Below are 14,050 nucleotides of genomic sequence, written 5' to 3'. Positions count from 1 at the left end.
TTCATTAATTTAGCGATTATGTCAGAATAAAAGAATTCTTTTATAACTCTTTCTTATAATTTCTGAAACAAAGAATCTTACCTATTAATATTCGTATAAAAAATATTTTTTGTGTTCTTATACTAAGATTTGTAAAAGCTTATGCTTAAACTTGTATAAAATAACTTTGTTTCTTCAAAAATAGTATCTGGTTCATGAAAACTTTATATATAATAAGACATGCAAAATCTTCATGGGAGTTTGATGTTACTGATGACAAAAGACCACTTAATCAAAGAGGCTTGAGTGATGCTGATTTAGTTGGTAAAGAGCTGAAAACCATAGTAAAAACTGTAGATAAGATATTGTGTAGTCCGGCAGAGAGGGCGTATAGTACAGCAAAAATTATACTTAGTCATTTGGATATATCTAAAGATGTATTTAGTTTAGAACCAAATCTTTATGATTTTGATGGTACTATGGTAATGGACGTTATCAATAGCTGTGATGATGAGATTAAAACTTTGATGATATTTGGGCATAATCATGCGTTTACTTCAATAGCTAATTTTTTAGGAAGTAAGCAAATAGATAATCTACCTACTGCAGGAGTTGTGGTTATAGAGTTTGATACCGATAAATGGAAAGATTTACCTGTAGGAAAAACCCTATTAACAATTTACCCTAAATCCTTGAGATAATGCGGGAAAATACTAATAATCAGTATATTAATAGAGAATTAAGTTGGCTGCAATTTAATGCAAGAGTGTTGCAAGAGGCTTCTGATGATACGGTTCCTCTACTAGAAAGATTACGTTTTATAGGAATATTTTCTAATAATCTTGATGAATTTTTTAAAGTAAGATATGCTACAATTAAGAGAATTGATTTAGCAGGAAAAGACGGTAAGAATGTACTAAAAGGGAATACAGCAAGTGAATTGTTAGATAAAATTACCAATATTGTAATTAAACAACAATCAGAAAGTCTTGAGACGATTAATACCATTAAAAGTAAGCTTGAAGACCATAATATTTTTATTATTGATGAGAATCAGGTTACCGAAGACCAGGATGCTTTCATACGTAGCTATTTTATTAACAAGGTTAGTCCAGCTTTAGTAACTTATATACTTAACGATCTTGATAAATTCCCTCATTTAAAGGATAGTGTTGCATATTTGGCAGTTAAACTGGTTTTAAGAGAGAAAATACCTAAAGAAGGAAGGATTTCTAAAATATTACAGCAAACGATAAAAGAAAGGATATATGCATTAATAGAAATTCCGAAAAACACTGATCGATTTGTTGTATTACCAGAAAAGGATGGAAAACAGTTTATCATAATTCTTGATGACCTTATTAGATATTGCATGCATATCAACTTCAGTATTTTTGATTATGTGAGTGCATCTGCACATATGATTAAAATTACTAGGGATGCACAGTTGGATTTTGATAATGACCTGAGTAAGAGTTTTATTCAGAAAATATCAAGCAGCGTAAGATCTCGTAGAGATGGAGAACCTGTTCGTTTTGTATATGATAAAACTATAGAAAAAGACACCCTTGCATTTTTAATGGAAAAAATGGGAGTTGATAATACTGATAGTATTATTCCGGGAGGTAGATATCATAACCGAAGAGATTATATGAATTTTCCTGATTTAGGGAATTCAGATTTGGTGTATCAGCAAATAAAACCATTAGATATTCCTGGACTTGCTCTACAGGGGAGTTTATTAGATAGAATAGCCAAAAAAGACTTTTTACAATATACACCCTACCATACTTTTGCCTATACGGTAAAGTTTTTGAGAGAATCTGCGATTGATCCTAAAGTAAAAAGTATTAAGATTACTATTTATAGATTAGCTAGTATTTCTCATATTGCAAGTTCTCTTATAAATGCTGCTAAAAACGGTAAAAAAGTTATTGTAGAGATCGAATTGCAAGCCCGTTTTGATGAAGCAGCAAATATTCGATATGCAGAACAAATGCAGAGAGAAGGTGTCAATCTAATTTTTGGAGTAACCGGATTAAAAGTACATTGTAAAGCCTGCGTGATAGAGCGAGAAGAAAAAGGTAAGCTAAAAAGATATGGATTTATAAGTACAGGTAACTTTAATGAATCTACGGCCAAAATATATACCGATTATACGTTATTTACTACAAATGAATCTATTTTAAAAGAGACGAATAGAGTTTTTAAATTTTTTGAAATAAATTATAAGATAAATCGCTATAAACATTTATTAGTTTCTCCACACTATACCAGGTCTTCTTTGGTGAAGTTAATAGATGAAGAAATTAAGAATAGTAAAAAAGGTATTCAGGCAAGTATTAGGTTGAAATTAAATAGTTTAAGTGATTATGATATGATTGATAAGCTATATGAAGCCAGTAGAGCTGGAGTAAAAATTGATTTAATCATACGAGGAATTTGTTGCCTGATTCCTGGGATACCTGGAATGAGTGAAAATATTAGAGCAATAAGCGTGATTGATAAATTTCTCGAACATCCAAGATTATATATTTTTAATAATGGTGGAGATCCAAAAGTTTATATTTCTTCTGCTGATTGGATGACTCGTAATTTGGATAGAAGGGTAGAAATCTCTTGTCCTATTTATGATGAAGATATTAAATTAGAATTAATTGATACTTTTGATATCTGTTGGAGTGATAATGTGAAAGGTCGAATGCTTTCTAAAGAGCAGGATAATGCTTACATTAGAAATGATAAAGATAAAGTGAGATCACAAATAGCAACATATAACTATTATTTAAAAAAACTAGGAAATTAATTATTTTGTTAACTATAGAAAAATATGGAGCTATAGATATTGGTTCCAATGCAGTAAGGCTATTAATAAGTAGTATTCACGAAGAAGAAGGAAAAACTACGAGATTTAAAAAAACGAGCCTTGTACGAGTCCCAATTCGTTTAGGAGCAGATGTTTTTAAAACTAAGCGTGTTTCTGAAGAAAATATTACTAGGATGATTGATGCAATGAAGGCGTATCAACTTCTAATGAAAACTCATAAAGTTTCTCGTTATAAAGCTTGTGCTACATCGGCAATGCGTGAGGCCGAAAATGGAGAAGAAGTAGTGCAACTTATAAAAGAAAAAACAGGAATACAGATTGATATTATTGATGGTAAATCTGAAGCAGCCATTATTGCAATGACAGATTTACATGAATTGATTAATACAGATGCTACTTATCTATATGTAGATGTTGGTGGAGGTAGTACAGAGTTTACATTATATCACAATGGAAATGTTATTGCATCAAAATCTTTCAAGCTGGGAACCGTTAGGCTTCTTAATGATTTAGTTTCTGATGAGATATGGAACGATGTAGAACGTTGGATCAAAAACCAGACAAAAGGTTATAGCAGAATTGCCCTAATAGGGTCGGGAGGAAATATTAATAATATTTTTAAGAATAGCGGAAAAAGTATGGGGAAACCCTTGACATTTTTGTATTTGAGCTCGTATTATGAATTACTTAATTCTTTGACCTATGAAGAAAGAATTTGGCAACTTAATCTAAATCAAGATAGAGCAGATGTTATTCTTCCAGCAGTTCGTATATATCTTTCAGCAATGAAATGGGGTGGAGCAAGGAAAATTTTTGTTCCCAAAATAGGATTATCTGATGGCATTATTAAATCACTGTATAATGATAAACTAAATAATCGATAAACTCATAAAAGAAAAAAAGCACCGTTAATCGATTTTTTGTAATTAAATACTATTATAAACTTTAGTTTTTTTCCTAAAACCATTAATTTGTTTTAAATTGAATTTATAACTAACCTATATACCATGAAAAAAAACCTACTATTTGTAACATTATTTTTAGTATTTGGAATTTTGATTTCTAAAGCTCAAGACGCTTCTTACGGCATGAGAATTGGTGCTAACCTAAGTTCTATAAGCTCTGATGATATTCCGGAAAACCTTGAAGATAGTCGGTTTGGTATTGTAGTAGGGTTTTTAGTGGAGTATCCAGTTACCCAAAAATGGAGTATACAACCAGAGCTTCAGTTTTCATCGTTAGGGAATGATGACAAAACATTACGTGTAGATTATCTTCAGTTACCAGTGTTATTAAAATATAATTTTTCTGACTTGTTCAATGTTCATATTGGACCTCAGATAGGACTTAAAATATGGGAATGGGAAGATAATACAGGTATTGAAACTAATTTTAATACATTTAACTTTGCAGGAGTTATTGGAGTAGGAGCAAATATTACTGATAATGTTTTTGCCGATTTACGCTATGGGTTTGGTTTATCAAATATCATTGACGACGAAGATATTCCAGGAGGTGCTGATGGGAGCACTAGAAATATCCAACTATCTATAGGGTATAAATTATAATACTCTTTAATAGTTTTTTGATTATTTGTAATGCTTAAAAAAATCTTTTTTTAGTGTAATAGTTTTTTGATGATATTCTATTAAAAAGTTATTCTTTAATTTATTAATTATTTTATTAGTAGTTACCCGCGTAGTCCTTATGTAATTTGATAATTCATCCTGATTAATAGGTAAATGAATAATAATGTTTTCTTCATTATCTGATAAATGTTCAAATTTATTTTTAAATTCTATCAATACATTTATCAATCTTTGTTCTGCTGAGCTATCGGTAAGTATTTTTATTCTTCTTTCTAATTCAAAATATTGTGTGCCAATTATGTGTAGAAAGTCTTGATTGATATTGCAATTCTTTTTAATTATTTTTTGGATACATGCTATATCAAATTCATAAAGTATCGTTTCTTCATTAATAGATTCACATATATAGTTAAGATGAGGGTTTTCAAAAATCAGACTAGCACCAAAAATTTCACCTGTGGTAAGTATCACCAGAATTATTTCTTCGCCATGCTCTGTAATACTACTGATTTTGACAATTCCGTTTTTTATAAGATAGATTTTTTTATCTAAATATTCTGGGGTCTTGATGATTTCTTTTTGACAGTAAAAACAACGTTTATATTGCTCCGCTTTTATCAGAATATCAAATAATTCAAAACACATACCAATTGATGACCTTAAATTTTGAGTTATTTAGAATATTTCATAATAAATGTTAAAACGATATGATGTTAACATAAAATTCTACTTTTAATTATTACTTAAGCATATTTTTTTTATGGTTATTATGTCGTTTTTAGCATGTCATAATTAAAATAAAATAGATTTTATGTTAGAATGTTTATATCAAAAACTCCTATGCTACTATAATTTCGATCTTCACAAATAGTATTAACCACTTAATTCACACAAACAATGAAGACAATTAGTCTAAAAGCGGCTTCGTGCCTTGTTATTACCTTAGCGGCAGTAACTTTATTACTTTCATTTATAGAAAATCCAAAACCAAAAAACCCAGAAATCAACTACAAAAATTCTGTTGTAAGTTATTACGGAAACAAAAAAGTAATGGATGAAGATCTTCTTAAAGAGGCAAAACTAATTGATATTGCTGATCGTCGTTTTGAAGAAAAATGGCAAAAAAAAGACCCAAAAGGTATCTCAGAAGAGTATACTACAACGGGAGCTGTATTTATGAAACCAGGTACAAAACCTAGACTTGGCAGAGCCGAGATTGAAAAAGAATTTTCTTTAAGCGTTAAAACGGTTGATAGAGTAGAGTTTTTTCAAGATGAATTACAGTTCCTTGGGGATTTAGACGTTGCGTTTCAAAGGTGTCATATGTTAGGTTACATAAATTCTAAACAAACACCCATTTTTGAAGGTTCTTATGTAATTCTTTGGAAAAAAGAGAATGGCAAATGGCTTATCGAGTATGATATGTTTAATTCTGACAAATAGAATAAATACTTCCGACCAAAATCAATCACAAACATTAATTAAAACCTGTAATTAACCCCATGGGTATATCTCGTATTATGTGATACGAGATACCTAAACGTATCTGTGTATATAATTAAGACATAGTATGCGAATAATTGTTATAAAAATGAAAAAGAATAAATCAGCGATTTTATCTGCCGTAAGACAATTTGGAACTCCTTCCTATATCTATGATGGAGAACAATTGATCAAAAATTATAAAAATCTAAAAAATGCTTTACCCGATTGTGTAGATGTATTTTATGCGTTAAAAGTAAACCCGAATGTATCATTGGTGAAATTGCTTAGGTCTAATGGAGCTTGTACAGAAGTATGTTCTATTACAGAAATGGAAATAGCGCTTAAAGCAGGGTCAACCCCACAAGATATTGTGTACTTAGGACCTTGCAAAAAGGACTATGAACTTAAAAGAGCGATATCATTAAATATTTTTGCAATAGTAATAGAATCAGAAATTGAATTAAAAAGAGTATCTGCTTTTGCAAAAGAAATGGGAATTGTAGCAAATGTTGCTATTCGTATTAATCCAGATTTTTCTGCAGAGGGGTCTCCATGGAAAATGGGAGGAAGGCCAACACATTTCGGTATTGAAGAAAAGCAAGCAATTCAGAATTTTGGAAAGTATTTGGATACTCCAGATATACATATAAGAGGGATTCATGTGTATAACGGAACGAATATTCTCGAGGCAAAATCAGTATTTGAAAACACCAAGTATATTTTAGAATTGTATGAAACCATAGCTCAAAAATACAATCATGAATTTACGATGATTGATGTTGGAGGAGGTATGGGAATTCCTTATTTCCAAAATCAAGAAGAACTTGATATTCTGGAATTCAAGAACCTCATGGTTCCTTTGTTTACAGATTTTAACAAAAAATATCCTAAAACCAGAATTATTATGGAGTCTGGTAGGTTTATTATAGGGACTTCAGGATGCATGGCCGTAGAAGTGAATAATATAAAAGTAAATCATGGAAAAACATTTGCCGTTACTGATGGTGGAACCAACTGTCACTCTGCAGCAGCAGGTTCTGGTCGCGTAGTAAAAAGAAATTTTCCTATAGAAAATATATCAGCTTCAGAGAACGCATTAGAATATAAATATCAAGTGTCCGGTCCTTTATGTAGTCCTGATGATATTATAGGACGTAATATAGAACTTAAAGAAATAAAAGTAGAAGATATTCTGTTGGTTAAATTATCAGGAGCGTATGGACCTACATCTTCTCCAGTGCTTTTTCATAGCCATGGTTATCCTTCAGAAATTTTATTATATCAAGGGGAAGCACATCTTATACGAGCAAAAGATACCGCTGAAGATATAATGGATAAACAAATAGTAGTTGATTTTAAACAAAACGAATTAATCTTAAATTAATAAAGCAATGGATACTCATAAAATTTTAGACATTATTAAAGAAGGATTATTAGATAGTATTCCTAATATCACCAAAGAACAAATTAAAATGGATTCTCATCTTAAAAATGATTTAGGTATTGATTCGCTTTCTTCAATGTTTTTTCTAACCTATTTAGAAGATAATATAAATGAATTTGAAGTAAATGCCGATACTATTGAAGCAAGACATTTTAATACGTTACAAACAATTTTTGATTATGTATTATCAGAGATGAATATAAGTGTTTCTGTAGCATAAGGGATATAAAATATTCGTAAACACATTCTACATAGTATTGACAGAGTATAGCTTCCTGTTTTTTTGGGAGTTATACTGTTAATACAGATTAATAACTATTAGAATTTTAATATAAATAAAATGATACCAAAAATGCAAAATTTCTTGGAAGAGACTGCGTATCTCTATCCTAAAAAAAAAGCTGTTGCAATTTCTGGAAGTACATATACTTTTTCTGATATTCATGAACAATCAAATACTCTTGCAGCTTATTTACAAAGTCAACAAATAGAAAGGGGAGATAGAGTAGTAGTGCTTTTAGGTAATACTATAGAAACTATTATTTCCTTTTGGGCGATTTTAAAAACAGGAGCAATTGTAATCCCGGTTGGAACCGAACTGAAATCAAACAAAATAGAGTATATACTTAATGATTCAGAAGCTTCTGTACTGATAACAAACGAAGAAATAGCAACTCAAAATAAAATTGTTTTAACATCGTCAGTTCTTAAAAAAGCGATTGTCCTTAATAAACCTGATCATTTTATAGAATCTTTATTTGAAGATTACAACACTATTTTATCTCAGAAAAATCAGGAGTTAAAGTCCTCAAATTTAATTAGTATTGATTTAGCCGCTATATTATATACTTCGGGTTCAACTGGAGAACCAAAAGGAGTTATGCTTACTCATCAAAATATGATTGCAGCAACAAATTCATTAAATACTTATTTAGGCTATAATAGAGAAGATAAAGTGTTATGTGCCTTACCATTATCTTTTGATTATGGTTTGTACCAAATGATTATGTGTATTTCTAAAGGAGCGATGCTAGTACTGGAAAAAGAATTTACATGGCCTATATTTTTATTGAAGAAAATAGTAAAAGAAAAAATAACGATACTACCAGCTGTTCCTACAATGGTAATGCTGTTATTCGAACAGAATAAAAAATATCAATTTGATCTTTCTAGCATAAGATCTTTAACTAATACCGGAGCTGCACTTACACAAAGTAATATCCAAATGGTACATGAGTTGTTTCCTAATGTAGAACTATTTTCTATGTATGGTCTCACAGAATGTAAGAGGTGTACATATTTACCTCCTTCAGATATCGATAAAAAGCCTAATAGTGTAGGTATTGCAATTCCTAATACAGAATTATGGTTAGTAGATGATGATGATAATAAAATAACAGAACCCAACCAGATAGGGCAATTGGTTATTAGAGGAGCTACCGTAATGAATGGATATTGGAATAAGCCTGAAAAAACTGCAGAAAAACTTAAATCAGGAATGTATACTGGAGAAAAAGTACTCTATACAGGTGATTTTTGTTCTTTGGATGAAGACGGGTACCTTTATTTTAAAGGTAGAATGGATCATATGATCAATTCTAGAGGAATCAAAGTAAGTCCAAAAGAGGTAGAGGATTATATAGGCAATATTCCAGAAATCAACGCAGTCGTTGTGACCGGAGTTCCTCATGAAGATTATGGAGAAGCATTATTTGCTTTTGTAGTTCTTAAGGAAGGTAAGTCCATCGCAGAAAAAGAAATTATCATTTCTTGTATACAAGATTTAGAACCTTATAAAGTACCAGAATATGTTCGTATTCTCAAGACAATACCAAAAACTCCGAATGGTAAGTTTAATGTTATTGCTTTGAAAGATATAGCAATAAAAGAAGCTACATCCAATACCAAAATATTATCTGCTTAGTTATGGAATTAGTAGTTGATATCGAAGGGCTAAAATTATCAGCAAAAACTAGGGGAAATAAAGAGGGTGCGCCTGTGCTGGCAATTCATGGTTGGTTGGATAATGCAAATACTTTTGACAAAATTGCGTCATTACTTTCTCCAGATATTTATCTCATAGCAATTGACCTGGCAGGACATGGTTTTTCTGATCATCGAGATGCCAATAACTCTTATTATTTATGGGATTATGCAATCGACATTCTAAAAGTCATTGATGTACTAGCAATAAAAAAGCTTAGTATTCTTGCGCATTCTATGGGGACCGGTATTGCTTCAATACTTGCGGGAGCTATGCCTAAACTTATCGATAAACTAATATTCATTGATGGTTTGGGAGCTCCTTTTGTAATCAATGACGATGACATAGTCTCAAATTTTCAACAATCAGTAAAGCAATTAAAAATGGCAAAGAGAACAAAATTGTATGGGTTTTCTTTACCAGATACAGTGCTATTTACTACAAAAGATGAAGCTATAAAAGAAAGAATGGATTCTAGTATGGGAGTAATTTCTTATGATGCATCAGCTTGCTTGATAGAACGGTCTTTACAAGAGGTGCCTGCGGGGTATCGCTGGAGTTATGATCCTAGGATAGTATTACCAGAATGCTATAGAATGACAGAGTCACAAGCACAATTTTTTATTAGTTCTATTTCTTGCAAAACCCTTATCATTTTAGGGAAACAAGGACTTTTTTCTGATGGAATGTTTAATGCAAGGCTAGATAAATTTAAGCATGCCGAGCTGCATTGGATAGAAGGAGGTCATCATTTGCATTTAGAAGAAATGCACCATAAAATTTCAGCATTAATAAATCAATTTTTACAAACAGAATTTTAATCATGAAAAAAATAATAATTTTAGTACTCACATTATCACTATGCAATCTAAGTGCTCAAGAGACTGAAGAGAAAAAGAAAGCAACTTTTGCAACAAAAATAATACATAATAGCGTGGCTGGATTTTACCCTATTTTCTTTGGTAATTTCGAAACCAATAAAAATTATGACATTACTATCTATAGTATTTTCTGGACAAATACTTCTTTTGGGAATTTAGAAACAGGAAGTGATCTATTATTAGAAACAGGAGTAGGGCTTGGATTTAAGTTATTTGAGAATAAGCTTTACTTAAACCCTTCCTTAGGGATTTCCCATGGGAAGTTCTCATCTAACAGTAAAGAAACAAAAATAGGAGAAGGGCTGGTTCCTAATATTTATGTAAACTACCATGACAGAATATTTGATTTTGAAGGCTATTTGGCATATTATAAATCACTAAGAGAAGATGATGATATTATTACAAAAGATTACTTACTCAATTGGATGGCACCAGGTATAAATATTAGTTCTAGAGTTGTACTTGGTGCTTTTTATGAATCCTTCGGAATTACAAGACAAGAAGAGGGAGACCCTTTGCTTATATATCAATGGTTAGGAGGTTCGATAAAATTAAAATTTGATAAGGGAATTGCATTTAGAATTTCTGCAGGTTCAACGTTAAATACTGATGCAGGAACATCAGACGAATTTTACAAGGTTTCGGCATTTATACCTTTATAATATTAATAAACCAATCAAAAGCTGTTGTTTTAAAAAAACAACAGCTTTTGAAATATTTTATCCATGGATAGTTTCTTTATTGCCAAGGGATTTCATGATTTCTGCTTCATAAACAAGCAATTCTTCCCATTTTTTATCAACCTCATTACGTTCTCCATACTGACGAGCGAAACTTAAAAACATAGTGTAATGATTGGCTTCACTAACCATGAGGTCTTTATAAAATTTTGCTAATTCTGGATCTTCTAATTCTTCAGAGAGAAGTTTGAAACGTTCGCAACTTCTGGCCTCAATAAGTGCTGCATAAAGTAATCTATGTACTAATTGTGTGGTTCTACTTCCTCCTTTTGGAAAAAAAGTAACCAATTGCAAGACATAATCATCTTTTCGATCCCTTCCTAAAATCCATCCTCGTTCAATAATTTTGTCATGAACCATTTTAAAATGACTGATCTCTTCTTTTACCAATTTGGTCATTTCCTGAACCAATTCTGTGTACTCTGGAAAACTTACAATAAGTGATATTGCAGTAGATGTTGCTTTTTGCTCACAGTAGGCATGATCTGTAAGAATTTCTTCAATGTTTTTTTCAACGATATTAACCCATCTAGGATCTGTGGGGAGTTTTAAACCAAGCATAGTATTTTGTTATATGGTAAAGTATTGCAAAATTAACCAAAAGAAATCTAATATGAATGTTTATACAAGTGAGGCTGCCTAAATACTTATAAGCAGCCTCTTTTATGCGTTTTTATTTTAAACTAAGACCAAAAACAAATCCCACTGCGTTGACAACGCCCGTAATCAGTATATATACCATATTGATCTGATTGTGTGCATTGACTACCATTTTGACTGCATGTTGGTCTTACGAAAGCAGCTCCTTTAACTTCTTCTTGTTGTTGCTTTGATAATGTTTTTACATTATTAAGATTTAAAATGCTTTTTAACATAATTGTAATTTTGAAAATTAGATTTGCAGTGAACGTTTAAAGACACTCACTATTTGTGTCTACTCTTGCAAGAATATTATATGGTCTTTTACAGACCTCTATTGTCATATTCATGGTTAAGTATTCCAAAAGCATTTATTGATTAAACAAAATCATAATTTAATCCCTTAGTTTATGATACTGTGTAATGTAAATATAGAATGTATAACGGTTTAGCTATACACTGTTTTCAGTGAAAATTACCCCTATATTCAGGGGATTACTATTTCTTAAAGGAAAGATATAATGGAGTTATTATTTATATGAAGAAAGAAAATTGTTATAGAAATGAAAATATTAAATATCCAAATCAAAAGAAGAGCGTAATTTATCAATTAGTGGATTCTTTTCTCTTAGTTTCTCGTACTTATCCTGAGGAGTAAAAGCGTACTTTTTTGAAGCTTCTTCATTGACCGTAATATTAAGTTCAATACTGTAATTATCAAGTTTTCTATATAAGTATTGTAACAATCCGGATTGAGCAGCTTCAAGGTCAACTTTCATGGATTGATTAGGGAGTTCTAACTTAATTTTATTATCCTCTAGAGTAGGGATGTTCATGGCAAACATAGAACCAATAATCCGTTCTCCTTTTTTGTCTTGCATTTTACCATATTCGATCCATCCATCTTGCATTTGTGCTTCTGTAAAAGGAGAAGAAGGGAGATTCTTTGGATCAACAACTTTTTCTTCTTTACTTTCTTCGTGTTCTTTTTTCTTTCGTATGCTGCTTAGAGATAATCCAGAAGTTCTTCGTTCTCTATTAATAGTTGGAGGTTTCTTTTCTATAACTTTTGAAGTTTCTATTACAGAAGTGTTTTCAAAACTGTTTTCCTCATGGATAGAAGATTCCTCACTTTTTGTAGTATCATTGATTTTGTTGGTGGTAGTTTCTAATTTATCTTCTGTTTTTTGTGCTTCAACATTTTCAATAGCTTTTTCTTTTGCTTCAGAAGAAATCTTAACAGGAGTTATTCCTTTTTCTTTAAAGTATGAGGGTGGAATTATGTAGGGTTGGTCATTTTTTTTTTCTCCATCCTGAAGAAGGATAGAGGCAAGCTGCATTAAACATAATTCAACCAGTAGTCTTTGATTACGACTGGTTTTATATTTTAAATCGCAATCATTGGCAAGTTCAATACCTTTAATAAGAAAATCGTGAGGAGCCTTTTGTGATTGTTCCTGATATTTTGCTTTGGTTTGATTTCCGACTTCCAGCAATGGGATTGTGGCAGGGTTTTTACAAACCAATATATCTCTAAAATGTGAAGCAAGACCTGCAATAAAATGATGCCCATCAAAACCTTGAGCCAGAATTTCATTAAACTCCACTAATAATTGTGGGATATCATTCTGAAGTATTAAATCTGTTGTTTTAAAGTATGTTTCATAGTCTAAAACATTAAGATTTTCTGTAACCGCTTGTCTGGTTAAATTTTTACCACTAAAACTGACTACTCTATCAAAAATAGATAAAGCGTCTCGCATAGCACCGTCTGCTTTTTGGGCGATAATCTGTAAAGCATCTTCATCAGCGGTAATCCCCTCTTGGCTTGCTACTTGCATTAGATGATTTTTAGCATCAGTAACGGTAATACGTTTAAAATCAAATATCTGACAGCGAGATAATATTGTAGGTATTATTTTATGTTTTTCTGTGGTCGCAAGAATAAATATTGCATGTTTTGGAGGCTCCTCTAATGTTTTTAGAAAAGCATTAAAAGCTGCTTGAGAAAGCATATGAACCTCATCTATTATATATACTTTGTATTTTCCTACTTGTGGTGGGATTCGAACCTGATCTATAAGACTTCGAATATCATCCACAGAATTGTTTGAAGCCGCATCAAGTTCAAAAATATTAAAAGCAAAATCCTCATCAGGGTGTTCATTACCATCTTGATTAATAGTTTTTGCAAGAATTCTGGCACAAGATGTTTTTCCTACACCTCGAGGGCCGGTAAACAACAAAGCCTGAGCAAGGTGGTTATTGTTAATCGCATTAAGTAAAGTATTAGTAATAGCTTGCTGCCCAACAACATCTTTAAATGTTTGGGGTCTGTATTTGCGTGCTGATACTATAAAATGCTCCATCGATACAAAGTTAAAAATTGAATACAAATAATAAATTTTAGTTTTCGCTTTTTATATTTAGTTATTAACAGCCAAAAAATAATCCCGAAATCTGAATTCTAAATAGAGAATTA

Annotated in this window: 14 protein-coding genes; 10 read left to right on the top strand and 4 right to left on the bottom strand. The window is 31.2% G+C overall.

From position 1 onward, the window contains the following. The first annotated feature begins 194 nt into the window (after nt 1-194). The 4 genes from FOF46_RS00580 (at nt 195) to FOF46_RS00565 (ending at nt 4,374) form a co-directional block, all read left to right on the top strand. A complete protein-coding gene (locus tag FOF46_RS00580) occupies nt 195-680 on the top strand; it encodes a SixA phosphatase family protein (RefSeq protein ID WP_143915104.1) in 486 nt (161 codons plus the stop codon). Then, nucleotides 680-2,785, top strand: a complete 2,106-nt coding sequence (gene ppk1 / locus FOF46_RS00575; RefSeq protein ID WP_143915103.1) for a polyphosphate kinase 1 — start codon at nt 680-682, stop codon at nt 2,783-2,785. Before FOF46_RS00580 ends, ppk1 begins: the two co-directional genes overlap by 1 nt. Nucleotides 2,786-2,790: 5 nt before the next feature. Further along, complete coding sequence (locus FOF46_RS00570; RefSeq protein ID WP_109437519.1) at nt 2,791-3,690, top strand: Ppx/GppA phosphatase family protein; 900 nt, start codon at nt 2,791-2,793, stop codon at nt 3,688-3,690. 123 nt (nt 3,691-3,813) lie between these two features. Next, entirely contained in the window at nt 3,814-4,374 is a 561-nt protein-coding gene (locus tag FOF46_RS00565) for a porin family protein (RefSeq protein WP_109437518.1), read from the top strand. A 21-nt stretch (nt 4,375-4,395) separates the two neighbouring features. Here the strand turns inward: FOF46_RS00565 and FOF46_RS00560 are convergent, their stop codons facing one another. Next, nucleotides 4,396-5,040, bottom strand: a complete 645-nt coding sequence (locus FOF46_RS00560; protein ID WP_143915102.1) for a Crp/Fnr family transcriptional regulator — start codon at nt 5,038-5,040, stop codon at nt 4,396-4,398. A gap of 252 nt (nt 5,041-5,292) precedes the next feature. Between FOF46_RS00560 and FOF46_RS00555 the strand changes: the two genes are divergently transcribed. From FOF46_RS00555 to FOF46_RS32430, 6 genes are all read left to right on the top strand, one after another. Further along, complete coding sequence (locus FOF46_RS00555) at nt 5,293-5,838, top strand: YybH family protein (RefSeq protein ID WP_143915101.1); 546 nt, start codon at nt 5,293-5,295, stop codon at nt 5,836-5,838. Nucleotides 5,839-5,986: 148 nt separating this feature from the next. After that, nucleotides 5,987-7,264, top strand: coding sequence for a type III PLP-dependent enzyme domain-containing protein (locus FOF46_RS00550; RefSeq protein WP_208746737.1), 1,278 nt, complete (start codon nt 5,987-5,989; stop codon nt 7,262-7,264). Nucleotides 7,265-7,271: 7 nt separating this feature from the next. After that, nucleotides 7,272-7,544, top strand: coding sequence for an acyl carrier protein (locus FOF46_RS32290; RefSeq protein ID WP_200825137.1), 273 nt, complete (start codon nt 7,272-7,274; stop codon nt 7,542-7,544). A gap of 132 nt (nt 7,545-7,676) precedes the next feature. Next, a complete protein-coding gene (locus FOF46_RS00545; protein ID WP_208746736.1) occupies nt 7,677-9,248 on the top strand; it encodes a class I adenylate-forming enzyme family protein in 1,572 nt (523 codons plus the stop codon). Between the two features lie 2 nt (nt 9,249-9,250). Continuing rightward, entirely contained in the window at nt 9,251-10,129 is an 879-nt protein-coding gene (locus tag FOF46_RS00540; protein WP_143915099.1) for an alpha/beta fold hydrolase, read from the top strand. Nucleotides 10,130-10,131: 2 nt separating this feature from the next. Next, nucleotides 10,132-10,851, top strand: a complete 720-nt coding sequence (locus FOF46_RS32430; RefSeq protein ID WP_244299546.1) for a DUF6733 family protein — start codon at nt 10,132-10,134, stop codon at nt 10,849-10,851. A gap of 57 nt (nt 10,852-10,908) precedes the next feature. Here the strand turns inward: FOF46_RS32430 and FOF46_RS00530 are convergent, their stop codons facing one another. From FOF46_RS00530 to FOF46_RS00520, 3 genes are all read right to left on the bottom strand, one after another. Beyond that, the gene (locus FOF46_RS00530; RefSeq protein WP_143915098.1) at nt 10,909-11,490 is read right to left on the bottom strand and encodes a MiaE family protein; all 582 of its coding nucleotides are present in this window, start codon (nt 11,488-11,490) and stop codon (nt 10,909-10,911) included. 122 nt (nt 11,491-11,612) lie between these two features. Then, nucleotides 11,613-11,804: a hypothetical protein gene (locus FOF46_RS00525; protein ID WP_109437512.1), complete on the bottom strand. Its 192-nt coding sequence runs from the start codon at nt 11,802-11,804 to the stop codon at nt 11,613-11,615. A gap of 336 nt (nt 11,805-12,140) precedes the next feature. Beyond that, a complete protein-coding gene (locus FOF46_RS00520) occupies nt 12,141-13,937 on the bottom strand; it encodes a DNA polymerase III subunit gamma/tau (RefSeq protein ID WP_109437511.1) in 1,797 nt (598 codons plus the stop codon). Nucleotides 13,938-14,050 lie beyond the last annotated feature (113 nt).

The sequence above is a fragment of the Aquimarina algiphila genome, assembly GCF_007489275.1.
GTDB lineage: Bacteria > Bacteroidota > Bacteroidia > Flavobacteriales > Flavobacteriaceae > Aquimarina > Aquimarina algiphila.
Note: the sequence above shows the minus strand (reverse complement) of the source record. Positions and strands in the feature narration are given on the sequence as shown.